This window comes from Microbacterium sp. SCN 69-37 (assembly GCF_001724435.1).
Lineage (GTDB): Bacteria > Actinomycetota > Actinomycetes > Actinomycetales > Microbacteriaceae > Microbacterium > Microbacterium laevaniformans.
Genome location: NZ_MEEL01000039.1, coordinates 19,880 through 43,572 on the forward strand (window position 1 = coordinate 19,880; position 23,693 = coordinate 43,572).

Genomic DNA, 23,693 nt, shown 5'->3' on the forward strand with positions numbered 1-23,693 from the left:
CGCATCCTCGACGGTCATCGGGTGAACGATCACCGAACGCGGGTCTCTTTCCCCGCCACCGTCAGGCGCGGACTCACCGGCGCGGAAGCCGCGGCGACCTGCAGGCCGACGCGCACGCTCTGACCGGCGGCGAGCGCGCCGGCCCAGTCCTTTCCGGTACAGGCGATGGAGCCGGAGGCGACCGTACACGACATGCCCCAGGCGTTGACCACCTGCGTCGCTCCCGGGCTGGACCAGGAGATCGTCCAGCCGGCGACCGCGCGAGAAGCGCTGACGGAGAACTCCGCCACATAGCCGTCCTGCCACGCGCTCTGCAGCATCCAGGTGGCGGAAACCGGTGCGGAGCCCGGGGACGGGAGGGACGTGGGCGTGGGCGACGACGTGGGCGTGGGCGACGGCGTAGGCGTGGGCGTGGGCGACGTCCTGGGCGTGGGCGACGGCGTAGGCGTGGGCGACGACGTAGGCGTGGGCGACGTCCTGGGCGTGGGCGACGGCGTAGGCGTGGGCGACGGTGTCCGGGTGGCGGACGCGGTCGGCGATGGCATCGGGGTGGCGGACCCGCCGGCGAGCACCGGCGCGAGCGCGGCGAGCTTTGCTGTCTGCGGCGTCTTCCAGTCGTCCGCGACGAGCCCGCCGGTATCGCCGCTGTTCGGGTTGAACGACCAGTAGCCGAAGCTCAGGCCGTTCGTCCCCAGGTAGGACACCAGAGCCCTCAACCATTGGGCGTCACTCGTCGTCTCGAGCTTCGTGCCGAACTCCCCGACGAAGATCGGCGCGGAGCCGGTGCGGGCCAGATATCCCCAGTTCGCGTCCCAGACCGACGGCAGGTTGGCGGGGTAGTTCGGCGCCGAGAACCACGACTGCCCGTACACCGAGGCGGGATACTCGTGCGGCGAATAGACGACCCGGTTCGATGTCGCGAACACCACGGGCTTGGCGCCGGCATCCTTCAGGCCGCCTCCCCACCAGGTCGTGCTGGCATCGTTCTGGCGCTCCACGCCTTCGACGATGATCAGCAGTCGGGGGTTGGCGGCGAGCACGGCATTGCCGGCGCGCGTCGCCGCCGCCCACCAGTCGCGGGAGGTATCGCCGCACCCCCAGCAGGCGGAACCGTGCGGCTCGTTGTGGAGGTCGGCGCCGACCACCGTCGGGTCATCGCGGTAGCGGTTCGCGAGCATGACCCAGTCGTCGATCCAGCGCTTCTCGCTGTAGGTCGAGGTGTACCAGAGCTCGGACTGGCCCGACGACTCGATGCGGTGACGGTCGAGGATGACGCGCAGCCCGTGGGCGCGCGCCTTGGCGATGACCGCATCCATCAGCTGCAACGGCGTCAGCGCGACCAGGTCGGGATTACGCGAGGCGTCGATGGACGATGTCGTGGATGCCGCGAGGCACTGGTTCGAGTACGGCAGTCGCACCGTGTTGAACCCCATGGCCGCGATCTGCGCGAGGCCCTCGTCGAGGGTGATCGACCACAGCCCGTGCGGCGCGCAGTTGGGAGTCTCCAGCCCGAACCAGTTCGCCGCTTTGATGGTGACGGTGCTTCCGTCCGCGGCGACGATGCGCGAGCCCGAGGTGTGCCACCACCCGTCCGCAGCGGCGTGCGCCGACAGCGGGGCCACGGCGCCGACGGCCAGCACCGCGCTGACGGCGAGCGCCGCGATGCTCATGAGGCGGCGGATGCCGAGGGGACGACGACGATCGCGCATGCGCATTCCTTTCGATGCCAACTGCGGGGGTGGTCGGCGTCTCGCGACAGGTGGCATCGTCGACGATCTCGCCGCCCCCAGAGTAGCGACCCGGCGCTCGCCGCGTCGCCGCTGGTCCCCAAACGCTTGCTCGACCATGGCCCAACACGCTTCCCATATTAGAACATATGTTCTATACTCGGATCATGAACATCGACACCGACCTCGAGCCGGACCCCGGCTTCTGGGCGGACATCGTGGCGATCGAGTCGTCACTGCCGCCGCGCGATCCCGTCGCGCAGGTCACCGATATCGCCGCGGTGGTCGCCGTCCACACGGCGGAGCAGTACGCCTGCGTCGCCGCCGCGCGAAGCGATGCGATGGCCGCCGCGGCACCGCACGCGTGCACCGACGACATGATCGACCGGTCGCTGCGACTCGAGCTGGCGGCGGCGCTTCGGATCACCGAGTACGCGGCCGGCGATCTGATGGCCCGCGCGACGGCGTTGGTCGAGCGCTACCCGGCGGCATGGGATGCACTTCACGGGGCACGCATCACCGACCAGCACGCACGTTTCCTCGTGGACGTGCTCGACAGCGTCGATCCCGCGATCGGGTCGCGGCTGATCGATGACGCGGTGTCGCTGGCCGAACGCCTCCCCGCGGGAACCTTCCGCCGCCGGCTGCGCGATCTGGCCACCGCGGCGACCGCAGAGGCCCTTGCCGACAAGCATGCGCGCGCCGTCGACGAGCGGCGGGTGTCCGTCGCCCCCGCGGGCGACGGCATGTCCCTCCTGACCGCGTATCTGCCGAGCGTCGAGGCCCACGCCATCTTCGACCGCCTCACCCGCATGGGAAAGGCCATCGCGGGCCATCGAACCGGTCGCGGCGGGGCGGATGCCGCGCTGGCGACCCCCGGCGCCGCGCCCGCAGACGAGGTTCCGCCCGACGAGCGAACGCTCGACCAGGTACGCGCGGACATTCTGGGCGATCTGCTCATCGACGGTCGCTGCGACGGCCACGCTCCGGCTGTGGCGGGCATCCGTCCGACAGTCGTCGTGACAGTGCCGGTGCTGTCGCTGCTCGACGATTCCCGCGCGGCGTCCGAGCCGGCCACCGTCGAAGGTGTGGGTCCCGTTCCGATCGACCAGGCACGACGACTCAGCGGCGGCGCCACGAGCTGGCTGCGCGTTCTGACCCACCCCGAGACGGGCGCGGTGCTGTCGGTCGGGCGCCACCGCTACGACCCGCCGCCTGAGTTGCGTCGGCTCGTCAGGTAGCGGGCGGAACGGTGCATGGCTCCGGGCTGCGTCATGCCCGCCTCGCGATGCGACATCGACCACACCGTGGCCTGGTTCGACGGCGGGAACACCTCCGCCGACAATCTCGCACCCCTGTGCGCCGGGCACCACACGGTGAAGCATCACGGCGGCTGGACGGTGGTGCAGCTCCCCGACAGCGGCGGTGTCGTGGAGTGGACGTCGCCGTACGGCCGGCGCTATCTCGTGGAGCCCGAACGACGCATGCCGGTGTTCCGAGCGGCGGAACCCTCAGAGCGCGCAGCGCCGTCGGACGACCGCGCGGCACCGTTCTGACCCGCACACGCCACACGCACGTGTGCGCACGTGCGCCACGCGGGCGGCTCGCGCGGGCCCCTCGAAGAGCGGTGCGAGCGGTGCGAGCGACGGTCAGCGCGCGGCGAGGCGGGTGACGGCCTCGGCGGCCGAGACGAGCGTGCGTTCGCCGGAGCGACGATCCCAGAGCTCCACCTCACCCTCGGCGGCGCCCCGGCCGGCGATCACGATCTGCGGCACTCCCACGAGCTCGGCGTCGCCGAACTTGACGCCGGGCGAGACCTTCGGTCGATCGTCGTAGAGCACGTCGAGACCGACCGCATCGAGATCCGCCGACAGCTTCTCGGCGAGTTCGAAGGCCGCGGCATCCCGCCCCGTCGCCACGACCTGCACGTCGAACGGCGCGACGGCTGCGGGCCAGATGAGGCCCTTGTCGTCGTTGTTCAGCTCGGCGATGATCGCGAGGATCCGCGTGACGCCGATGCCGTAGGAGCCCATCGTGACGGTGACGAGCTTGCCGTTCTCGTCGAGCACCTTCAGCCCCAGCGCCTCGGCGTACTTGCGCCCCAGCTGGAAGACGTGACCGATCTCCATGCCGCGCGCAAGCTCGACAGGTCCCGAACCATCGGGCGCCGGATCGCCCGGCCGCACCGTTGCGACCTCGACGTAGCCGTCGGCGGCGAAGTCGCGTCCGGCGACGAGCGAGTGCACGTGCTTCTGATCGATGTTCGCACCGGTGATCCAGCGCGTGCCGTCCACGACGCGGGGGTCGAGGACGTAGCGGATGCCGGTGGCTGACTCCTCGCCCAGGATCGCGCCCTGGGGAGACCACGGCCCGATGTACCCCTTGACCAGCAGCGGGTGCTTCTCGAAGTCCTCGGGCGTGGCGGGCTCGACCTCGGCGGGCGCGAACGCCACCTCGACGCGCTTCTCGTCGACGTCGCGATCGCCGGGGAGACCGACGACGACGAGCTCGCGGCTGCCGTCGAGGTGTGTGAGCGCGAGGACGACGTTCTTGAGGGTGTCGGCGGCGGTGTACTCGCCGTCGAGCACGGCGTTGGTGTGCGCCACGAGCGTCTCGATCGTGGGCGTGTTCGGGGAGTCGAAGATCACCGGCTCGCCGAACCCGTCGAACGCGATGGGCTCGGGCGCCAGGGTCTCGAACGCCTCCACGTTGGCCGCGTAGCCGCCGGCCGAACGCACGAACGTGTCCTCGCCGATCGCCGTCGGGTGCAGGAACTCCTCGCTGCGCGAGCCGCCCATCGCCCCGGCATCCGCCTGGACGATGACGTACTCCAGCCCCAGCCGCTGGAAGATGCGCTCGTAGGCGTCGCGCTGCGCCATGTAGCTGGTGTCGAGCCCGGCGTCGGTGTAGTCGAAGGAGTACGCGTCCTTCATCGTGAACTCGCGGCCGCGCAGGAGTCCCGCGCGCGGACGTGCCTCGTCGCGGTACTTGTCCTGAATCTGGTAGATCGTTAGGGGCAGATCCTTGTACGAGCCGTACAGGTCCTTGACCAGCAGCGTGAACGCCTCTTCGTGCGTCGGGGCGAGCAGGTAATCGGCGCCCTTGCGGTCCTTCAGACGGAAGATGCCGTCGCCGTACTCCTCCCAGCGTCCGGTCGCCTCATAGGGGTCGCGCGGCATCAGTGCCGGGAAGTGCACTTCCTGTGCGCCGGCGGCCGCCATCTCCTCGCGGATGATGTTCTCGATCCGCGACTTGACCCGCAGCCCCAGCGGCAGCCACGCGAAGATTCCCGGTGCCTGGCGGCGGATGTAGCCGGCGCGCACGAGCAGGCGATGGCTCGTGACCTCGGCATCCGAAGGGTCTTCGCGAAGCGTGCGGAGGAAGAAGTTCGACAGACGGGTGACCACGAGCGTCAAGCCTAGTCCGCAGCCACCTCACCCGACCGCCCTACACTGGCCGGGTGCCGCACCGCCGCTCCCGCTTCGTCGCTCGATCTCTGCGCGGTGAACTGGCCGCGTCGCTGTCTGCGCTGCGACATCAGCTCGCTCTGCCGGACGGATACCCCCGTGACGCACTTGCCGAGGCGATGGCCGCCGCGGCACGCGTCTCGACGGATCCGACCGCGACCGGCCTCGCCGATCTCCGCGATGTCGCCTTCCTCACGGTCGACCCGGCCGGATCGACCGACCTCGACCAGGCGCTGCACCTGGAGCGCACCTCGACGGGCGCCGTCCTGCACTACGCGATCGCGGACGTTCCGGCATTCGTGGCACCCGACGGCGCGCTGGATGCCGAGACCCGCCGTCGCGGGCAGACGCTGTACGCGCCGGACGGACGGATCCCCCTGCACCCGGCGGTGATCAGCGAGGACCACGCGTCCCTGCTGCCGGGCGTGGACCGACGCGCGTACGTGTGGCGGTTCGTGCTGGACGAGGGCGCCCGCCCGACGGAGACGACCATCACCCGCGCGATCGTGCGGTCGCGGCGCCAATGGTCCTACTCCGAGGCGCAGGCGGCGATCGACGCCGGCACTGCCCCCGCCACCCTCGCCGCGCTGCCATGGTTCGGCGCCGCCCGGGCCGAACGGGAGCGCGAGCGCGGGGGCGCGAGCCTGAACCTGCCGGAGACGCGTATCGTCACGGCGGCGGAGGACGACGCCTACGGTCTCGAGCGCGCCGACGGTGTGGCGTTGGAGGATTGGAACGCCGATGTCTCGTTGCTCACCGGCATGGCGGCGGCGCAGATCATGATCGACGGTCGCGTCGGCATCCTGCGGACCATGCCTCCGGCCGCGTCGACCGACGTGGAGGAGTTCCGGTCACAGACGGTGGCTTTGGGACTGCCGTGGACCACCGACGTCGCCTACGGCGACTATCTGCGCAGCCTCGACCGTTCGCCCGCCGCTCTCGCTGTTCGCGAATACGCGGCGGGCCTGTTCCGCGGAGCGGGCTACGCGACCTTCGACGGCGAGCTGCCTGAACAGCGATCGCAGGCTGCGATCGGCGCCCCGTACGCTCACACGACTGCTCCCCTGCGACGCGTGGTCGACAGATGGTCGCTGGTGATCTGCCATGCTCTCGTGAACGGTGAAGAGGTTCCCGGGTGGGCGCGCGCATCACTTCCCATCCTCCCCGCGATCATGGCGCGCAGTTCGTCGATCGCCGCCCAGCTCAGCTCCGGGGCGATCGATCGCGTCGAGGCGGCGCTGCTGGCCGGACACGTCGGGGACGAGTTCGACGCACTCGTGCTCAGCAGACGCGGGGACGAGGCACGCATCCAGCTCATGCAACCGGCCGTCGAGGCGCGCGTGGCGCGCGTGGCGGCTGCGCCCGGCACCCTCGTACGTCTGCGGCTGGATGCGGCGTCCGTTGACGAGGGAACCGTCCGGTTCAGCGTCGTCTGACGGCCTCCGCCCGAGACGGATGTGCGACGGGCGTCGCGTCCAACCTGAGATATATTGCATACCGTGCCACTCGCTGCCGTCCCCGTGCCCCGCGCACTTCTTCGCGACGACGTGCACGCGCGCCTGCAGGAGGCGATCGTCGACGGCAGCCTCGCCCCCGGTGAGCAACTGCGCGACGCAGAACTGGCCGAGCGACTCGGCGTCAGTCGCACGCCCGTGCGAGAGGCGCTGCTCGAACTCGCTCAGGCCGGGCTCGTGCAGGCGACACCCGGCCGCTCCACCGTCGTCGCCCCGATCGACCCCGGCGCCCTCCGCGACGCGCAGGCCGTCGTTGGCGCCCTGCATGCCCTTGCCGTCCGCACGGCGACACCGCGCATGACGACGCGCGACCTCGATGCGATGCGCGCGGCGAACGCGGCGTTTCGTGCCGCACTGAGCGCCGGCGACATCGACGGCGCCCTCGAGGCGGATGCGCGCTTTCACCGCGTCGCCCTCGAGGTGTGCGCGAATGCGGCAGCCGCGGCCGTCATCGCCCGCTATGAGCCGGTCCTGCGCCGCGTGGAGCGACTGAGGTTCGCCTCCGACGAAGCGGCCGCCTCCGCTGAGCGGCATGACCGCCTGGTGGCGCTGTGCGCGGCCGGCGCCGCCGACGACGCCGCACGCCTCGCCGAGAGCGCCTGGCAGTCCCTCACCATCTCCCCCGCCCCCACTGAACAGGATCCCTCATGAAGCTGCACGAGTTCGCTCGCCACCCGCTCACCTTCGGGCCGAGCCCGTTGCAGCACCTGGCGCGGCTCAGCGACCACCTCGGGGGCGCGCAGATCTGGGCGAAACGCGAGGATGTGAACAGCGGCCTCGCGTTCGGCGGCAACAAGGTGCGCAAGCTCGAGTACATCGTCCCCGACATCCTCGCGTCCGGTGCCGACACGATCGTGTCGATCGGCGGCTACCAGTCCAACCACACGCGCCAGGTCGCGGCCGTCGCGGCGCACCTCGGGCTGAAAGCGCGACTCGTCCAGGAGAAGTGGGTTCCGTGGGACGACCCCACCAACGACAAGGTCGGCAACATCCTGCTCTCGCGCATGATGGGCGCGGATTCGCGCCTCGACGATGCCGGCTTCGACATCGGCATCCGCGACTCCTGGAAGCAGGCGCTGGCCGAGGTCGAAGCCGGCGGCGGTACGCCCTACCCCATCCCCGCCGGAGCGAGCGAGCACCCGCTCGGAGGTCTGGGCTTCGCCAACTGGGCGTTCGAAGTCGCCGAGCAGGAGAAGCAGCTCGGCGTCTTCTTCGACACGATCATCGTCTGCACCGTCACCGGATCGACCCATGCCGGAATGATCGCGGGATTCGCCGCGCTCGAAGAGGCGACCGGCGTCCGACGTCGCGTGCTGGGAATCGACGCTTCCGCGACCCTCCGGAAGACTCGCGATCAGGTCGCGCGCATCGCTCGGCATACGGCGCAGCTCATCGAGCTCGGCCGCGATCTGCGCGATGACGAGATCCAGGTTCTGGAGGGGTGGGCGGGTGAGCTGTACGGCATCCCCGTCGACTCCACGATGGAGGCCATCGAACTCGGCGCACGGCTGGAAGCGATGATCACGGACCCCGTCTACGAGGGGAAGTCCCTGGCCGGGCTGATCGACCTCGTCGGCTCCCGCGACATTCCGGCATCGTCCACCGTGTTGTACGCGCACCTCGGTGGGCAGCCGGCGATCAACGCGTATCACTCGCTCTGGGACCCGAGCGCCTCCCGGTGACGCGGGCGAGCGGCCCCACTCCCTCGCGCCGCTCGAAGACGAGGTGGGTTTCGGTGGTGAGTACCGCCTCGTGCACCGTGATGTGCTGGAGGACGATGTCGCGCAGCGCCGCGGCATCCTCCACGGCCACATGCACGAGGAAGTCGTCCTCGCCTGCCACGTGAAAGGCCTCGATCACGCCGGGCGTCGCCACGATCGCGTCGAACAGCTGCCCGACCCCCTCGCGAGTGTGTCGACCGAGACGCACGCGGATGACAGCTTGCAGCGGAAGACCGAGGGATGCCGGGTCGACGAGGACGCGGACGCCGGCCAGCACCCCGCGAACGCGGAGGGAGCGAATGCGGTATGCGCAGGTCGACTCCGCGACGCCGAGTTCTTCGGCGAGCGCTTTGTTGGACCGGCCGGGCGCGCGGACCACGGCCGCGAGAATCCGCAGGTCGAGCTCATCGAGGGCGGATGCCGTGCTTTGCTGTTCAGCCAAGTGCGCCTCCTGAACGGTCGTCTCGGATTGCTCAGTTCGGCACAATTCGATCAGGTGATTGCGGATTTCACAATCGCACCGAACCCCTGCCGCACTTTCCTCCATACTCGCGGCATGGACCATCTCGACACGCTCGCCGTGCACGCCGGGCGCGCGGACTTCGCCTCCCTCGGCGTGCACACCCCGCCGCTCGATCTGTCGTCGACCTACCCGTTGCCCGACGTGGAGCGCGGCGGGGACTCGTACGAGGCGCTCGCGACCGGCGGAACGCCGATCCCCGGGGGCAGCCACGTGTACGCCCGCCTGTGGAACCCGACGGTGTCCCGCTTCGAGGAGGCCCTGGCCACGCTCGAAGCGGCAGAGGCCTCCGTGGCGTTCGCCTCCGGAATGGCGGCGCTGACGGCGGCGATCGTCTCGCACACGGTCTCGATCGGGCATCCGCACGTCGTGGCGGTCCGACCGCTCTACGGCGGCAGCGATCACATGCTGGCTAGCGGCCTGCTGGGTACGCAGGCGACCTTCTGCGGTCCGGACGAGGTCGGCGCAGCACTGCGCCCGGAGACCGGACTGGTCATCGTGGAGACGCCGGCGAACCCGACACTCGAACTCGTCGACATCGCCGCCGTCGTCGCGCAGGCGAACGACGTTCCGGTCCTCGTCGACAACACGTTCGCCACGCCGGTCCTCCAGCAACCGCTCGCCCACGGCGCGACGATGTCGCTGCACAGCGCGACGAAATACCTCGGCGGCCACGGCGACGTCGTCGGCGGCGTCATCGCTTGTGGCGCGGAATCCGCCGCTGCTCTTCGCCGCGTCCGGGCGATCACCGGCGGCATCCTTCACCCTCTCGGCGCGTATCTGCTGCATCGTGGCCTCCCGACCCTGCCCCTGCGGATGCGCGCGCAGCAGGAGACGGCCGCGAAGATCGCCCGGCGCCTGCTCGAGCACGATGCGATCGCGGAGGTGTTCTACCCGGGACTGCACGGCGACCCGACGGGGCTGCTCGCCCGCCAGCAGCACGGCACCGGCGCGATGGTGTCGCTCCGCCTGCGCGGAGGCTACGATGCCGCGGCGCGCGTCGCGGCATCCACGCGCCTGTTCACCCATGCCGTCTCGCTGGGCGGCGTGGACTCGCTGATCCAGCATCCGGCCGCCCTCACGCACCGCCCGGTCGCGCCCGAGGCCCGGCCCGACGCCGACATCCTGCGCCTGTCGATCGGTCTCGAACACGTCGACGATCTGTTCGACGACCTCAGGCAGGCTCTGGCGCTCACCCGCGACGGGAAGTCGACGGCGACCACGGTGCACTGACGCGCCGGAGGCGATCGGCGATACTCACTCCTGGGCGAGAGCAGCGATCGCTCGCTCTGCGACGTCCGGTGCGATCTGACCCGCGTTGACGTGCACGCGGATCAGGTTCGTCCCGTCGCTGGCGAGAACGTCATCGCCCATCGGGGATGCCGTGGCGAGGAACCAGAGGTCGCCGGCGGTCACGTGTCAGCGCGCGGCGGGACGGCGCACGCTGCGGGACAACGATCTGATCACGCCCATGCCGCCGACGGCATACGAGGCCGTCCACGAAGAACGTGGCTCAGGCGGTGACGACCTGCGCCGTGCCGATCGGGGCGTCGGGGCCCATCTCGTCGGCGATGCGGTTGGCTTCTTCGATCAGAGTGGCGACGATCTCGGCCTCGGGAACGGTCTTGATCACCTCGCCCTTGACGAAGATCTGGCCCTTGCCGTTGCCCGAGGCGACGCCCAGATCGGCTTCCCGCGCCTCACCCGGTCCGTTGACGACGCATCCCATCACAGCGACGCGCAGGGGCACCGTCATGTCCTTGAGACCCTCGGTGACGTCGTTGGCGAGCGTGTACACGTCCACCTGCGCACGGCCGCACGACGGGCACGACACGATCTCGAGCTTGCGCTCGCGGAGGTTCAGCGACTGCAGGATCTGGTGGCCGACCTTGACCTCTTCCGCCGGCGGCGCCGACAGCGAGACGCGGATCGTGTCACCGATGCCCTCGCCCAGAAGGATGCCGAAGGCGGTGGCGCTCTTGATCGTGCCCTGGAACGCAGGACCTGCCTCGGTCACACCGAGGTGCAGGGGCCAGTCGCCCCGCTCGGCGAGCATGCGGTACGCCTTCACCATCACGACCGGGTCGTTGTGCTTCACCGAGATCTTGAAGTCGTGGAAGTCATGCTCTTCGAACAGCGACGCCTCCCAGACCGCACTCTCCACGAGCGCCTCCGGGGTCGCCTTGCCGTACTTCTCGAGCAGCCGCTTGTCGAGCGAGCCGGCGTTCACCCCGATGCGCAGCGACACACCGGCATCCTTCGCCGCCTTCGCGATGGCGCCGACCTGGTCGTCGAACTTGCGGATGTTGCCCGGGTTCACCCGCACCGCGCCGCACCCGGCGTCGATCGCCTGGAAGACGTACTTGGGCTGGAAGTGGATGTCCGCGATGACGGGGATCTGACTCTTCTTCGCGATGATGTGCAGCACATCGGCGTCGTCCTGGCTGGGCACGGCCACGCGCACGATCTCGCAGCCGGATGCCGTCAGCTCGGCGATCTGCTGGAGGGTCGCGTTGATGTTCGTCGTCGGCGTCGTGGTCATCGACTGCACGCTCACGGGGGCGTCGCCACCGACGAGCACCTTCCCGACCTTGATCTGACGGCTCTTGCGGCGGGGGGCGAGGACGTCCGGCACGCGCGGCATCCCGATGTTCACTGCTGGCACTGCACCAGACTACGCCGCGCACACTGCGCGGGGGCTGCGCGGTGATCGTCATCGCTCGTTCTGATATCGTGACCGCATGTTCGCGAACACCTCCTGGTGGCCCACCCGCTGAGGCGGTGTGCTCGCGACCCACGACACAGACCGCCCTCGAGGCGGTCTTTTCGTTCGACGAATGCAGCCCGCCCGACCTGAAGAAAGGCCCGGCGATGACCCCGAGCCCCTCCCCGCTGGAGTCCGTGCTGCGCGCGGAGCGTCCGTTCGCCCTGATCGCCCGGGATGCCGGCACCGTCGAGCTCCTCGTCGGCGAGGTGGTCGACGTCCCCCTGCTGTCCGACATCCCGCTGACGGATGCGACGGGCACCCCGCGAGAGGTGCTGGCGCTCGTGCCCTATCGGCAGGTCGTCGAGCGGGGCTTCGCGTGCCACGACGACGGCGCGCCGCTGCGCTGTCTCGTGGTCGACGAGCACGTGACAGTCGAGCGCGCCGCGCTGCTGTCGACGCTGCCGTCCGAGACCATTCCGCTGGCCGACGCCGGATTCGACGTCAGCGATGACGAGTATGCGACGATCGTCCGCCGCGTCATCGCCGACGAGATCGGCCGCGGCGAAGGCGCGAACTTCGTCATCCGCCGTGACTTCACGGCATCCGTCGACACCGACGCGGTCACCGCGGGACTCACCTGGTTCCGCGCCCTGCTGGAGCACGAACGCGGCGCCTACTGGACCTTCCTCGTGTCCACGCCCGGTCATCTCGCGGTCGGCGCGAGCCCGGAGGCCCACGTCAGCGCGCGGCGCGACGGCGCGACGATCGCGGGCACCAGCGTCGTCACGATGAACCCGATCTCGGGCACCTTCCGCCACCCCGTCGGAGGAGCCACGGCCGAGACGCTCACCGCGTTCCTGTCGTCGACGAAGGAGACCGAAGAGCTCTTCATGGTCGTCGACGAGGAGCTCAAGATGATGAGCGCCGTCTGCAGCGACGGGGGCCGCATCACCGGCCCGCATCTCAAGGAGATGTCGCGGTTGACGCACACCGAGTACATGCTGCGTGGCACGAGCACGATGGACCCGCGGGACATCCTGCGCGAGACGATGTTCGCACCGACGGTCACCGGATCGCCCATGCAGAACGCGTGCACCGTCATCCAGCGGCACGAACGCGAGCCCCGCGGCTACTACTCCGGCGTCGCGGCACTGTTCACCCCCACCGCCGACGGTCGCCACGACCTGGATGCGCCCATCCTCATTCGCACCGCCTACCTGGTCGACGGCACCCTGCGCGTTCCCGTGGGCGCCACGCTCGTGCGCCACTCCGACCCCGAGGGCGAAGTCGGAGAGACCCACGGCAAAGCGGCCGGCGTGCTCGGGGCCATCGGCGCCGTGGCACGCGATGCGGCCCCCGACACGCTCCTCGACGAGGACGCCCCGGCATCGACCGCGCCCCGCCTGGCCGACGACCCGTCGATCGCCGCGCTGCTCGCGGCGCGCAACGAGCGGCTCGCCCCCTTCTGGCTGAACCCGCAGCAGACCGCTGCCGCGGGTCCCTACGTCGGCCGAACGGCGGTGGTGGTGGATGCCGAGGACCGTTTCACCACGATGCTCGCCCACCAGCTGCGTCACCTCGGCTTCGCCACCTCGATCGTGCCCTGGAGCCGTGCCGCGGCGGAAGCCGACGCTCTCGCGGCGGCCGACATCGTCGTCGCGGGACCCGGGCCGGGCGATCCGCGGGACGACGGCAGCGCCCGCATCCGCGCCATGCGCGACGTCGTCGCCGCCCGCCTCGACGGCGGTCGGCCCCTCCTGGCGGTCTGTCTGAGCCACCAGATCCTCGCCGACCGGCTCGGCCTGGACCTCGCTCCCCTGGCGACGCCCCATCAGGGCCTGCAGAAGACCGTGGACGTCTTCGGAGAACCATCGTCGATCGGGTTCTACAACACGTTCACGGCCCGCGTGAACCCGGGAACGGCCCGCCTCGGGCGCACGGAGATCTCGGCGGATGGGGGCTCCGGTGACGTCTACGCCCTGCGCGGACCGGGCTACGCCTCGGTGCAGGGGCACCTGGAGTCGATCCTCTCGCGCGACGGCCTCGCCACGCTCGAACGACTGGTGTCCTGGGCTCTCGACTGACTCAGCCGAAGATCTTGAGCGGATTCACGATGTCCGCCAGGATCAGGATGCCGCCCATCACGACGATCGCGACGACCACGACGAACGTCACCGGGACGAGCGTGGTCGCATCGACGGGGCGCGGCGGCGGGCGGCGCCACAGCCGGGCCCAGGCGCGCTTCACGCCCTCCCAGAGGGCGATCACCACGTGGCCACCGTCCAGCGGCAGCAGCGGGATGAGGTTGAAGACGAACAGTGCCAGGTTGAGCGAGCCCAACAGCCCGAGAATGGTGGCGACGCGGTTGAGCACCGGCGCATCGGTGGCCGCGGCCTCGCCGGCGAGCCGGCCGACGCCGACCACCGACAGCGGCCCGTTCGGATCGCGCGGAGCCCCGGTGATCATGTCGGACGCCGTCTGGTAGACGCGTGCCGGCAGTTGCCCCATGATGCCGACGACCTGACCGGCCTGCTGCACCGCTGCGGCGGGACCCGCCCACAGCGGCTGGTGCACATAGTCCGTCATCGCGGTCATTCCGACGAAGCCGACGTCGGCGGTGACGGTGGTGCCGTCGGGCCCCGCGATCTGACGTTGCGCGAGCAGCGGTGTGACCTGGAGGGTCTGCTCGACACCGTCGCGGCGGACGACGACGGCGATGGCGCGGTTGGGCGAGGCCTGGATGATCGCCGACGCCTCCTCGAACGTCTGCACCGACGTGCCGTCGACCGACACGATCACGTCACCGGTCTGGATGCCGGCCGCCGCGGCCGGTGAGACGGGATCGTCTGCCGCGCACGCGGTCTGGGTCGATCCTGCCGGCAGCACGCACTGGTTCACCGCGGCGATGGTGGTCGTCGCGGTCTGCACGCCGATGCCGCTGAAGACGATCGCGAACAGGAGCATCGCCAGCAGAAGGTTCATGACCGGGCCACCGAGCATGATGACGATCCGCCGCCACACGGGGAGGGCGTAGAAGGTTCCGGTGCGGTCCACACCGTCGAGGGTCTCCTCGTTGGCGGCCCGCGCATCCTGCACCATCGACGCGAAGAAGCCGGCGCGCGCCCGCGAGGCGGCCGTGGCCGCCACGGTCTGCGGGGCCGGCGGATACATACCCGCCATGGAGATGTAGCCGCCGAGCGGCAGGAGCTTCACGCCGTACTCCGTCTCACCGAACCGGCGAGACCACAGCGTCGGCCCGAGACCCACCATGTAGCGGCCCACTCGCACGCCGAAGAGCTTGGCGGGCACGAGATGCCCGACCTCGTGCAGAGCGATCGATGCCGCGAGCCCCACGACCAGCAGCACGACGCCGACGATGAAGGCGATGAGGGTCACGAGCCAAGAGGCTACCGGTCGCCGCTTTGAGTTTGCTCAGCCCTCGCGCGGCACGCCCCTTTCGGCGCCGGTAGGCTCATCAGGTGCCCCACCGATCGACGAGCCGCCGTGTGCGCGCCCTGCGCGGCACGACCGCAGCGGCGATCGCGACGACGATCGCCTCGGCGGGGCACACGTTGGGCGGCGGACAGGCACCCCCGCTGTGGCTGATCGTGGCCGTCACCGTTCTCGCCTCACCCGTCGCCGTCGCTCTCGTCGGCCGACGCCGGAGTCTCCTTCGGACGGCAGCGGCCATCGCGGCGGCGCAGATCGCACTGCACACGATGTTCGCCGTGATCGGACCCGCCTCCCTCCCCGCCGCCGGCACCGGGCACGTGCACGGTGCGCTCTCGATCGGTCCGGCCGTTGCCGGCTCCGGACACTCCGCCGCCCACCTCGGCGTCGGGATGCTGCTCGCCCACGCCCTGGCGGCGGTCGTCACCATCGCGCTCGTGGCCTACGGCGAGCGGCTTGTGGCGGTTCTGGCCCGCGGCATCCGGCGCGTCCTGAACCGTACCCACTCGCCGGCACCGCAGAGCTTCCCGTGGGTCGTCATTCCCTCTCCCGGCCCGCGCGTCGCGCGTGCCGATGCCCACCTGTCCGTTCTCACTCGACGGGGTCCACCGGCGTTCGCACGCTGAGCACCGCCGCACCCGCGGCACCCCGCGGCACCGCCGCACCCGTCATCGCGGCATCCGCCGCGCCACGAACGAACAGAAAGAGCACCCTGATGACTGTCACCCCTGACTCCCGCCGCCGCGCACGCACGATCGCCGGCATCCTCGCCGGCGCCGCCCTCGTGCTTGCGGCCCCCCTCGCCGCATCGGCTCACGTGCACGTCACGCCGGACGCGTCGGATGCCGGGTCGACCACACGCCTCGCGTTCTCGTTCAGCCACGGCTGCGAGGACTCGCCCACCACCGCAGTGAAGATCACCATCCCCCAGGGCATCGACGGCGTGAAGCCGGTGCTCGACGGCGCATGGAAGATCACCCGCGAGCTGAACACGGATGGCATCCCGTCCTCCGTCACGTTCACGGCGATCACGCCGGTCGACTCCGGCGTAGCGGCCTCGGTCGCGCTCGATGTGATCTTCTCGTCGAGCGCCGCGAACACCTCGGTGGCCTTCCCCGTCCTGCAGACGTGCGAAACCGGGTCGACCGACTGGTCGGAGGTCGCCGCCGAGGGGCAGAGCGAAGACGATCTGAAAGCGCCTGCCCCCGTCGTCGCGGTCGGTGCCGTGTCGACCGGCTCTGGCGACCACGGGCATGCGTCGACGACCGACGGCGATGCAGATGCGCACGCCGCCACGACCGCCGCGGCGGCGTCGGATGCCGACCCGGTCGCACGCTGGTTGAGCGGTGGCGCCCTCGCCGCCGCGATCGCAGCGCTCGTCGTCGCGCTGGTGCGTCGACGCCGCGCCTGACGGATACCCGGCTCGTCCTGGCCTGCGGCCCGGTCGCCGCCCATGGCTCTCGCTCCGGAGTGACGCTGGCAACGGACGACCTGCGTCTCGGCGATCTGTTCGTCGCGCTCCCCGGCCGCAACCATCACGGTGCGCAGTTCGTGGGGGCTGCCGTCGCGGCGGGGGCGGCAGCCGTCATCACCGACCGCGCGGGTGCGGAGCTGTCAGCCGACGCCGGCGTGCCGATCGCCGTGGTGGACGATCCGCGCGGCATCCTCGGCGAGATCTCGGCCTGGATCTACGGCACGGAGCAGAACGTGCCGATCATGCTCGGCGTCACGGGAACGAACGACAAGACGAGCGTCGCACATCTCCTCAAGGCGATTCTGGAGGCGCCCGAGTTCCACGCTCTGCTCGCGCACATGCGCGAGCGCGGAGTGGAGGCGGTGGCCGACGAAGTCAGCGCGCAGGCACTGGCACGTCACCGCGTCGACGGGATCGTCTTCGATGTCGCGGGCTTCACCAACCTCACGCACGACCATCTCGACGACTTCGGCGACATGGGCACCTACCTCCGCGCGAAGCTGCCGCTGTTCACCCCCGAACGCAGTCGTCGGGCGGTGGTGAGCCTCGACTCCGAATACGGCGTCGAGGTCGTCGCGGCAGCGAGGGTTCCCACCACGACGATCATCACCCCGGCCCTGGCCGTGGAGCCGGTCGCGGCGGATTGGACCGTGGACATCGTCGCCGAGCGACAACACGGCACCACTTTCGCTCCTCACGGCCCCGATGGGCAGTTGCTGACGACCACTGTTCCGGTGATCGGCCCGCACATGGCCTCCAACGCGGCGCTCGCCATCGTGATGCTCCGAGAGGCGGGCTACGCGTGGGAGCGGCTGGCCGCGGCCCTCGACGGCCGCCGGATCGAGGCGGCTGTCCCGGGCGGACACAGCGCGTGTCCGGAGAGAGCGGCCCGGCGGTCTACGTCGACTTCGGCCACTCCCCCGACGCGTTCGAGAAGACACTCGCCGCCGTGCGGCGCATCACCCCGGGACGCGTTCGGATGCTGTTCGGCGCCGACGGCGACCGCGACACGACCAAGAGATTCGATATGGGACGCACTGCCGCGCTCGGCAGCGACATCCTCATCATCACCGATCACCATCCGCGACACGAGAACCCCGACGACATCCGCGCCGAACTGCTCACCGGCGCTCGCGCCGCCGTGTCGGCCACCGAGATCCTCGAGATCTCGCCGCCGGAACGGGCGATCGTCGAGGCGATCTCGCGCGTCGGCGACGGCGACGCGATTCTCTGGGCGGGCCCCGGCCACCAGGACTATCGCGACATCCGAGGCGCTCGTGTGCCGTACTCGGCGCGAGAGCTCGCACGCCGAGCCCTCGCCGCAGCCGGATGGGCCCCGCCGGCACCGTCGTGGGTGGTGCCCTCTACCCGCGGGATTCCACGCCGGACTCCGATCCGACGCGCCCCGCCTGAGACCAGCGACACCCGCGACCCCGCGACGCCCCTTGTGGACTGACCACAAGGGGCGTCCGTCTTTCCGGAGAGTCGATTGTCGGCGGCATCCATGCTCTCTTTGTGGTCTGACCACAAGCGCTACGCTGATCTCAACGACTCGCCCACGGATGGGTGGACGGGCCGCTCCCACGAGGATTTGAGGAAGCGAATCATGACCACCGTCACCCCCTCCGCACAGGACACGCAGCCCGTCGCCTGGAACGGCTTCACCGCCGGCCCGTGGCAGGACGTGATCGATGTGCGCGACTTCATTCAGCGCAACTACACGCCGTACCTCGGCGACGCCTCGTTCCTGACCGGCGCCACGGCCCGCACCACGCGGATCTGGAGCACGCTGTCGGCGATGTTCCCGGTCGAGCGCGAGAAGGGCATCTACGACGTCGACGCGCACACGCCCGCCGGCATCACCGCCCACGGCCCCGGGTACATCGCGAAGGACGACGAGCTCATCGTTGGCCTGCAGACCGACGCGCCGCTGAAGCGCGCGATCATGCCCAACGGCGGCTGGCGCATGGTCGAGGGCGCGCTCGAGACCTACGGCTACGAGGTCGACCAGACCCTCAAGGAGATCTTCACGAGCTACCGCAAGACGCACAACGAGGCCGTCTTCGACGTGTACTCGCCGAACGTCCGCGCCGCGCGCAGCTCGCACGTCATCACCGGACTCCCGGACGCCTACGGTCGCGGTCGCATCATCGGCGACTACCGCCGCGTCGCACTGTACGGCGTCGACCAGCTGATCGCCGCGAAGAAGATCGACAAGCTCGGCCTGGACACGACACCCTTCACCGAAGAGGTCGTGCGCATGCGCGAGGAGCACGCGGAACAGATCCGCGCGCTCGGCGAACTGAAGCAGATGGCAGCGGCGTACGGCTTCGACATCTCCGGGCCGGCGACCACCGCGCGGGAAGCCGTGCAGTGGCTGTACTTCGGCTACCTCGCCGCCGTGAAGGAGCAGAACGGCGCCGCGATGTCGCTCGGACGCACCTCGACGTTCCTCGACGTCTTCATCGAGCGCGACCTGCAGGCGGGCCTGATCACCGAGACCGAGGCGCAGGAGATCATCGACGACTTCGTCATCAAGCTGCGCATCGTCCGCTTCCTGCGCACCCCCGAGTACGACAGCCTGTTCTCCGGCGACCCGACCTGGGTCACCGAGACGATCGGCGGCATGGGCGAGGACGGTCGCCCCCTCGTGACGAAGAACTCGTTCCGCTTCCTGCAGACCCTCTACAACCTGGGTCCGGCGCCCGAGCCCAACATGACCGTGTTCTGGAGCCCCGAGCTGCCGCAGGGGTTCAAGGACTACTGCGCACGGGTGTCCATCGACACGTCGGCGGTGCAGTACGAGTCGGACGAGATCATCCGCCCCGCCTGGGGCGATGACGCCGCGATCGCCTGCTGCGTGAGCCCCATGCGCGTCGGCAAGCAGATGCAGTTCTTCGGTGCGCGCGTGAACCTCGCCAAGACGCTGCTCTACGCGATCAACGGAGGCCGCGACGAGGTCACCGGCAAGCAGGTCTCGCCGGTGACGGCACCCGTCGGCGACGGCCCGCTCGACTTCGACGACGTCATGGAGCGCTTCGACAAGACGATGGACTGGCTGGCCGAGACCTACGTCGAGGCCCTCAACTGCATCCACTGGTCGCACGACAAGTACGCGTACGAGCGCATCGAGATGGCCCTGCACGACAAGGACGTGCTGCGCACGATGGCCTGCGGAATCGCGGGACTGTCCGTCGCGGCGGACTCGCTGTCGGCCATCAAGTACGCCACCGTCACCCCCGTGCGCGACGAACGCGGCATCGTGGTGGACTACCTCACCGAGGGCGAGTTCCCGAGCTACGGCAACGACGACGACCGCGCCGACCAGATCGCTGTCGGCCTGGTGGAGAGCTTCATGTCGAAGATCCGCCGTCACCCGATGTACCGGGGCGCCCTGCCCACGCAGTCGGTGCTCACGATCACCTCGAACGTCGTCTACGGCAAGGCGACGGGCAACACACCCGACGGTCGCCGCGCCGGAGAGCCGTTCGCCCCGGGCGCCAACCCCATGAACGGCCGCGACACCCACGGCATGCTCGCCTCGGCGCTGTCGGTCGCCAAGATCCCTTACGCGCAGTCGCAGGACGGCATCTCGCTGACCAACACCGTCGTCCCCAGCGGCCTCGGGCGCACCGTCGAGGAACAGGTGCGCAACCTCGCCGGTCTGCTCGACGCCTACGTGGGCTCGCACGGCTATCACATGAACGTCAACGTGCTGAACCGCGAGACGCTCGAAGATGCCATGGAGCACCCGGAGAACTACCCGCAGCTGACCATCCGGGTCTCCGGCTACGCCGTGAACTTCGTCCGCCTCACACGCGAGCAGCAGCTCGACGTGCTGTCGCGTACGTTCCACGGCTCCATGTGATCCGGATCCTCCGGCAGACGAACCGACACGCAGAGAGAAGCTGAGGACAATGGCCAAGGCGATGCTCCGTCGCCACCCGTGCAACGCGGTGCCGTCCACCTTTCCCGCACTCCCCGATGACGCGGTGCGCCTGGAGGTCCCCCTCCAGGCGCCCGCCCACCGGCGCGCGGGCGCCGGCCTCGACGGGCTCGCGGTCTCGGATGTCGATCGTCATGAGCGACTGACCGCGATGCGCGAGGGCCGGCTCGGCTCCGTGCACTCGTGGGAGCTCGTCACCGCCGTGGACGGGCCGGGAACGCGGCTGACCACGTTCCTCAGCGGATGCCCGCTGCAGTGCCTCTACTGCCACAACCCCGACACCCTCGCGATGAAGGACGGTCAGCCCGTCACGAGCGATGAGCTGCTCACCCGCATCGCGCGCTACACCGCGGTTTTCCAGGCGACCGGGGGCGGCATCACCCTCTCCGGCGGCGAGGTGCTCATGCAGCCCGCCTTCGCAGCACGGATCCTGCGCGGCGCGAAGGAGCTCGGCATCCACACCGCCATCGACACGTCCGGCTACCTCGGCGCCGCGGCATCCGACGCCATGCTCGACGACGTCGACCTCGTCCTTCTGGACGTCAAGAGCGGTGACCCCGAGACCTACCGCGAGGTGACGGGGCGCGAGCTCGAACCCACGCTGGCGTTCGGTCGCCGTCTGGCCGCTCGGCCCGAGGGGCCCGAGGTGTGGATCCGCTTCGTCCTCGTTCCGGGCCTGACCGACGACGTCGACAACGTCGAGGCGGTCGCTGCGTACGCCGCGTCACTCAATGAGATCCGCCCCGAGACGGTCACCCGCGTCGAGGTGCTGCCGTTCCACCAGATGGGCCGAGACAAGTGGGACGCGCTCGGGCGCGACTACCGTCTGGCCGAGACCGAACCCCCCTCCGTCGACCTCGTCGACCGGGTCCGCGAGCAGTTCCGCGCTCACGGCCTGCTCACGTACTGACCTTTTCACCCTACCCCCGGCCGCCGCTTCCCCCGCGGCCGCTCGCCCGGATCGTCCCCCGATCGGGCGCTGACCGGACCGCCCTCCCCATCCTCTGCGGGCGGTCCGGTCCTCTCCGTCGCGCGCGCGGGCGCCTCGCCTCAGCCGGCGGCAATAGCCTCGTCGGCGGCGGCGCGGGCCCAGCCCTCCGCGTCGACCAGCGCCCCGCGTGAGAGCACGGGCGGCGCGTCGTGCGCATCGACGATGCGCTGGACCGTGTCCAGGATGCCGGGAAAGCTCAGGCGTCCCGCGTGGAACGCATCGACCGCCTGTTCGTTGGCCGCATTGAACACGGCGGGGTAGGTCGCGCCGGCGCGCCCCACCTGCTTGGCGAGGGCGACCGCCGGGAAGGCCCCCTCGTCGAGAGGCTCGAAGCTCCACGAGGCCGCCCGGGTCCAATCCAGCGGCACCCCGACGCCGCCCACACGGTGGGGCCAGTCGAGGCCCAACGAGATCGGCAGCCGTATATCGGGCGGCGATGCCTGCGCGATGGTCGATCCGTCGATGAACTCGACCATCGAGTGCACGATCGACTGGGGATGAACGACGACGTCGATGCGGTCGTAATCGACGCCGAACAGCAGGTGGGCTTCGATCACCTCGAGCCCCTTGTTGACCAAGGTCGCCGAGTTGGTGGTGACCACCCGACCCATATCCCAGGTCGGGTGCGCCAGCGCCTGGGCCGGAGTCACGCCCTCGAGTTCGCCGCGGGAGCGACCGCGGAAGGGGCCGCCCGAGGCGGTCAGCACGAGCCTGCGCACCTCGTCGCTCGTGCCGGCGCGCAGGGCCTGCGCGATCGCGGAGTGCTCCGAGTCGACCGGGACGATCTGTCCCGGGGCCGCGATGGCGGTGACCAGATCGCCGCCGACGATGAGCGACTCCTTGTTGGCCAGCGCGAGCGTGCGTCCGGCTTCGAGCGCGGCCAGTGTCGGGCCGAGGCCTACCGATCCGGTGATGCCGTTGAGTACGACGTCGGCATCCACATCCCGCACGAGCTGTTCGGCCTCGTCGGCGCCGAGCGCCGTGTGCTCGACCTGGAACTCGGCCGCCTGCGCGGCGACGCCCGCCGCGTCACTTCCGGCGGCGAGTCCCACCACCTCGAACTGGTCGCGACGGGCGCGGATCACATCCAGAGCCTGGGTGCCGATGGAACCGGTCGAACCGAGGATCAGGATGCGCCGCATGCGGCCAGCCTACCGGCGGGCACTTACTGGGCCGCGGAGGTCTGCGCGCCCAGGATGTCGACGACGAACACCAGGGTCTCGCCCTTCAGGTCGTTCGCGTTGATCTCGCCCTCGCCGTAGCCGTCGGCCGGGGTCATCGTCACGAGCACCTGGGAACCCACGGTCTGGCCTTCCAGCGCCTTGCGGAAGCCGGGGACGACGCCGGTGGTGCTGAAGCTCGTCGGTACGCCGCCCTTGTCCCAGGTCGAGTCGAAGGTCTTGCCGTCCGACCAGCGCACGCCGGTGTACTGCACCAGCACCTGGTCGCCGCTCTGGACTGCGGCCCCGTCGCCCTTCTTCAGGGTGGCGATCTGCGTCTCGGTGGGCGGGTTGCCGCCCGGCAGCGTGATCGTGGGCGCTCCGTTGTCGGCCAGCGACACCGTCGGCATCCCCGCCACGGGTGCCTGCTCGGCGCCCCATGCGGCGCTCGGGACGATGCCGAGCAGGTCGACGACGTAGACCTGCGCCGCACCCTGCTCGCTCGCCGGGAACGTTGCGACGACGCGCTCGCCCGGCGCACCGCAGCCGAGAACCTGGCCGAGAGGGCTGGATGCCGAGATCTGCGCGGGAAGCAGCTGCCCGGGCTTGTAGCCGATGTCGCCGAGCTTCTGACCGGTCTCGGCGTCGTAGGCCGTCATGGCGTAGGAGATGAACTGCCCCGCCGTCACGGGCGTACCCGACCCCTTGTCGATGGTCTTGGCCTGCAGGGTGTCGATCTGGATCGGCGCCGTGAACGACAGGGTGGGAGCCACTCCCGCATCCCCGCTGACCGTCACCGCGTCGGCGGCGGCACCCGAGGAGACCTGCGCGCCACAGAGGTCCGCAGCCGGCGCGGCGGTCGGGCTCCCCGACGCGGTGGCGCCGGTGGACCCGGAGCAGCCCGCAAGCAGGATGACGGACACGGCGGCGACGGAAACAGCGACGAGCGGGCGCAGGCGCACGATAGGACCTCACAGATGGAAGACGGATTGGCTCCATCCTCCCCTACTTTGTTC

At 70.2% G+C, this 23,693-nt stretch carries 20 protein-coding genes and 1 pseudogene; 13 read left to right on the forward strand and 8 right to left on the reverse strand.

Annotated features, from left to right (window positions below):
* Positions 1 to 29: 29 nt before the first annotated feature.
* Positions 30 to 1,709 (reverse strand): cellulase family glycosylhydrolase, encoded by a 1,680-nt coding sequence (locus tag ABS64_RS11695; RefSeq protein ID WP_292683723.1) that lies wholly within the window; start codon positions 1,707 to 1,709, stop codon positions 30 to 32.
* Positions 1,710 to 1,894: 185 nt separating this feature from the next.
* Here ABS64_RS11695 and ABS64_RS11700 point away from each other — a divergent pair, with 185 nt between their 5' ends.
* Together ABS64_RS11700 and ABS64_RS11705 are read left to right on the forward strand one after the other, a co-directional pair.
* A complete protein-coding gene (locus tag ABS64_RS11700) occupies positions 1,895 to 2,968 on the forward strand; it encodes a DUF222 domain-containing protein (RefSeq protein ID WP_292683725.1) in 1,074 nt (357 codons plus the stop codon).
* A 15-nt stretch (positions 2,969 to 2,983) separates the two neighbouring features.
* Positions 2,984 to 3,283 (forward strand): HNH endonuclease signature motif containing protein, encoded by a 300-nt coding sequence (locus ABS64_RS11705; RefSeq protein WP_292683727.1) that lies wholly within the window; start codon positions 2,984 to 2,986, stop codon positions 3,281 to 3,283.
* Positions 3,284 to 3,376: 93 nt separating this feature from the next.
* Here the strand turns inward: ABS64_RS11705 and ABS64_RS11710 are convergent, their stop codons facing one another.
* Complete coding sequence (locus ABS64_RS11710; protein WP_204946775.1) at positions 3,377 to 5,134, reverse strand: proline--tRNA ligase; 1,758 nt, start codon at positions 5,132 to 5,134, stop codon at positions 3,377 to 3,379.
* 53 nt (positions 5,135 to 5,187) lie between these two features.
* On the opposite strand from ABS64_RS11710, the gene ABS64_RS11715 reads away from it, so the two are divergent.
* The 3 genes from ABS64_RS11715 to ABS64_RS11725 all read left to right on the forward strand — a co-directional run bounded on the left by ABS64_RS11715 (position 5,188) and on the right by ABS64_RS11725 (position 8,390).
* The gene (locus ABS64_RS11715; protein ID WP_061682816.1) at positions 5,188 to 6,630 is read left to right on the forward strand and encodes an RNB domain-containing ribonuclease; all 1,443 of its coding nucleotides are present in this window, start codon (positions 5,188 to 5,190) and stop codon (positions 6,628 to 6,630) included.
* A 63-nt stretch (positions 6,631 to 6,693) separates the two neighbouring features.
* Positions 6,694 to 7,359, forward strand: a complete 666-nt coding sequence (locus ABS64_RS11720) for a GntR family transcriptional regulator (protein WP_061682817.1) — start codon at positions 6,694 to 6,696, stop codon at positions 7,357 to 7,359.
* A complete protein-coding gene (locus ABS64_RS11725) occupies positions 7,356 to 8,390 on the forward strand; it encodes a 1-aminocyclopropane-1-carboxylate deaminase (protein WP_036289411.1) in 1,035 nt (344 codons plus the stop codon). Before ABS64_RS11720 ends, ABS64_RS11725 begins: the two co-directional genes overlap by 4 nt.
* Here the strand turns inward: ABS64_RS11725 and ABS64_RS11730 are convergent.
* A complete protein-coding gene (locus tag ABS64_RS11730) occupies positions 8,347 to 8,871 on the reverse strand; it encodes an Lrp/AsnC family transcriptional regulator (protein ID WP_036289409.1) in 525 nt (174 codons plus the stop codon). The genes ABS64_RS11725 and ABS64_RS11730 overlap by 44 nt on opposite strands.
* Positions 8,872 to 8,985: 114 nt before the next feature.
* On the opposite strand from ABS64_RS11730, the gene ABS64_RS11735 reads away from it, so the two are divergent.
* Positions 8,986 to 10,182 carry a PLP-dependent transferase gene (locus ABS64_RS11735; RefSeq protein ID WP_061682818.1) on the forward strand — a complete coding sequence of 399 codons (1,197 nt, stop codon included), beginning with the start codon at positions 8,986 to 8,988 and terminating at the stop codon, positions 10,180 to 10,182.
* A gap of 24 nt (positions 10,183 to 10,206) precedes the next feature.
* Here ABS64_RS11735 and ABS64_RS11740 read toward each other — a convergent pair whose 3' ends face one another.
* Entirely contained in the window at positions 10,207 to 10,365 is a 159-nt protein-coding gene (locus tag ABS64_RS11740) for a hypothetical protein (protein ID WP_197017292.1), read from the reverse strand.
* Between the two features lie 97 nt (positions 10,366 to 10,462).
* Positions 10,463 to 11,593: a flavodoxin-dependent (E)-4-hydroxy-3-methylbut-2-enyl-diphosphate synthase gene (ispG, locus tag ABS64_RS11745; protein WP_036289440.1), complete on the reverse strand. Its 1,131-nt coding sequence runs from the start codon at positions 11,591 to 11,593 to the stop codon at positions 10,463 to 10,465.
* Between the two features lie 227 nt (positions 11,594 to 11,820).
* On the opposite strand from ispG, the gene ABS64_RS11750 reads away from it, so the two are divergent.
* Entirely contained in the window at positions 11,821 to 13,740 is a 1,920-nt protein-coding gene (locus ABS64_RS11750; protein WP_288121475.1) for a chorismate-binding protein, read from the forward strand.
* 1 nt (position 13,741) lies between these two features.
* Here the strand turns inward: ABS64_RS11750 and ABS64_RS11755 are convergent, their stop codons facing one another.
* On the reverse strand, positions 13,742 to 15,052 hold the full coding sequence (locus tag ABS64_RS11755) for a M50 family metallopeptidase (protein WP_036289405.1): 1,311 nt from the start codon (positions 15,050 to 15,052) through the stop codon (positions 13,742 to 13,744).
* A gap of 83 nt (positions 15,053 to 15,135) precedes the next feature.
* Between ABS64_RS11755 and ABS64_RS11760 the strand changes: the two genes are divergently transcribed.
* The 6 genes and pseudogenes from ABS64_RS11760 (at position 15,136) to pflA (ending at position 21,436) form a co-directional block, all read left to right on the forward strand.
* Positions 15,136 to 15,732 (forward strand): hypothetical protein, encoded by a 597-nt coding sequence (locus tag ABS64_RS11760; protein ID WP_288121474.1) that lies wholly within the window; start codon positions 15,136 to 15,138, stop codon positions 15,730 to 15,732.
* Positions 15,733 to 15,821: 89 nt separating this feature from the next.
* Positions 15,822 to 16,517, forward strand: a complete 696-nt coding sequence (locus ABS64_RS11765) for a DUF1775 domain-containing protein (RefSeq protein ID WP_288121473.1) — start codon at positions 15,822 to 15,824, stop codon at positions 16,515 to 16,517.
* A 140-nt stretch (positions 16,518 to 16,657) separates the two neighbouring features.
* Positions 16,658 to 17,302 (forward strand): annotated as a pseudogene (locus tag ABS64_RS11770) (Mur ligase family protein); the annotation flags it as partial.
* Positions 17,303 to 17,451: 149 nt separating this feature from the next.
* The gene (locus ABS64_RS11775) at positions 17,452 to 18,036 is read left to right on the forward strand and encodes a cyanophycin synthetase (protein ID WP_292683729.1); all 585 of its coding nucleotides are present in this window, start codon (positions 17,452 to 17,454) and stop codon (positions 18,034 to 18,036) included.
* Positions 18,037 to 18,186: 150 nt separating this feature from the next.
* Positions 18,187 to 20,448 carry a formate C-acetyltransferase gene (pflB, locus tag ABS64_RS11780; RefSeq protein ID WP_292683731.1) on the forward strand — a complete coding sequence of 754 codons (2,262 nt, stop codon included), beginning with the start codon at positions 18,187 to 18,189 and terminating at the stop codon, positions 20,446 to 20,448.
* A gap of 49 nt (positions 20,449 to 20,497) precedes the next feature.
* Positions 20,498 to 21,436 (forward strand): pyruvate formate-lyase-activating protein, encoded by a 939-nt coding sequence (gene pflA, locus ABS64_RS11785; protein ID WP_292683733.1) that lies wholly within the window; start codon positions 20,498 to 20,500, stop codon positions 21,434 to 21,436.
* Positions 21,437 to 21,576: 140 nt separating this feature from the next.
* Here pflA and ABS64_RS11790 read toward each other — a convergent pair whose 3' ends face one another.
* Positions 21,577 to 22,659, reverse strand: a complete 1,083-nt coding sequence (locus ABS64_RS11790) for a 1-deoxy-D-xylulose-5-phosphate reductoisomerase (RefSeq protein WP_292683735.1) — start codon at positions 22,657 to 22,659, stop codon at positions 21,577 to 21,579.
* A 23-nt stretch (positions 22,660 to 22,682) separates the two neighbouring features.
* Positions 22,683 to 23,639 carry an FKBP-type peptidyl-prolyl cis-trans isomerase gene (locus ABS64_RS11795; RefSeq protein ID WP_292683737.1) on the reverse strand — a complete coding sequence of 319 codons (957 nt, stop codon included), beginning with the start codon at positions 23,637 to 23,639 and terminating at the stop codon, positions 22,683 to 22,685.
* Positions 23,640 to 23,693: the final 54 nt, after the last annotated feature.

Excerpts from the sequence above, each read along its gene's own strand:
- ABS64_RS11705 (WP_292683727.1), top strand. The coding sequence starts at position 2,984 with ATGGCTCCGGGCTGCGTCATGCCCGCCTCGCGATGCGACATCGACCAC.
- ispG (WP_036289440.1), bottom strand. The coding sequence starts at position 11,593 with ATGCCGCGCGTGCCGGACGTCCTCGCCCCCCGCCGCAAGAGCCGTCAG.
- ABS64_RS11725 (WP_036289411.1), top strand. The coding sequence starts at position 7,356 with ATGAAGCTGCACGAGTTCGCTCGCCACCCGCTCACCTTCGGGCCGAGC.
- ABS64_RS11735 (WP_061682818.1), top strand. The coding sequence starts at position 8,986 with ATGGACCATCTCGACACGCTCGCCGTGCACGCCGGGCGCGCGGACTTC.
- pflA (WP_292683733.1), top strand. The coding sequence starts at position 20,498 with ATGGCCAAGGCGATGCTCCGTCGCCACCCGTGCAACGCGGTGCCGTCC.
- ABS64_RS11790 (WP_292683735.1), bottom strand. The coding sequence starts at position 22,659 with ATGCGGCGCATCCTGATCCTCGGTTCGACCGGTTCCATCGGCACCCAG.
- pflB (WP_292683731.1), top strand. The coding sequence starts at position 18,187 with ATGACCACCGTCACCCCCTCCGCACAGGACACGCAGCCCGTCGCCTGG.
- ABS64_RS11765 (WP_288121473.1), top strand. The coding sequence starts at position 15,822 with ATGACTGTCACCCCTGACTCCCGCCGCCGCGCACGCACGATCGCCGGC.
- ABS64_RS11700 (WP_292683725.1), top strand. The coding sequence starts at position 1,895 with ATGAACATCGACACCGACCTCGAGCCGGACCCCGGCTTCTGGGCGGAC.
- ABS64_RS11750 (WP_288121475.1), top strand. The coding sequence starts at position 11,821 with ATGACCCCGAGCCCCTCCCCGCTGGAGTCCGTGCTGCGCGCGGAGCGT.
- ABS64_RS11695 (WP_292683723.1), bottom strand. The coding sequence starts at position 1,709 with ATGCGCGATCGTCGTCGTCCCCTCGGCATCCGCCGCCTCATGAGCATC.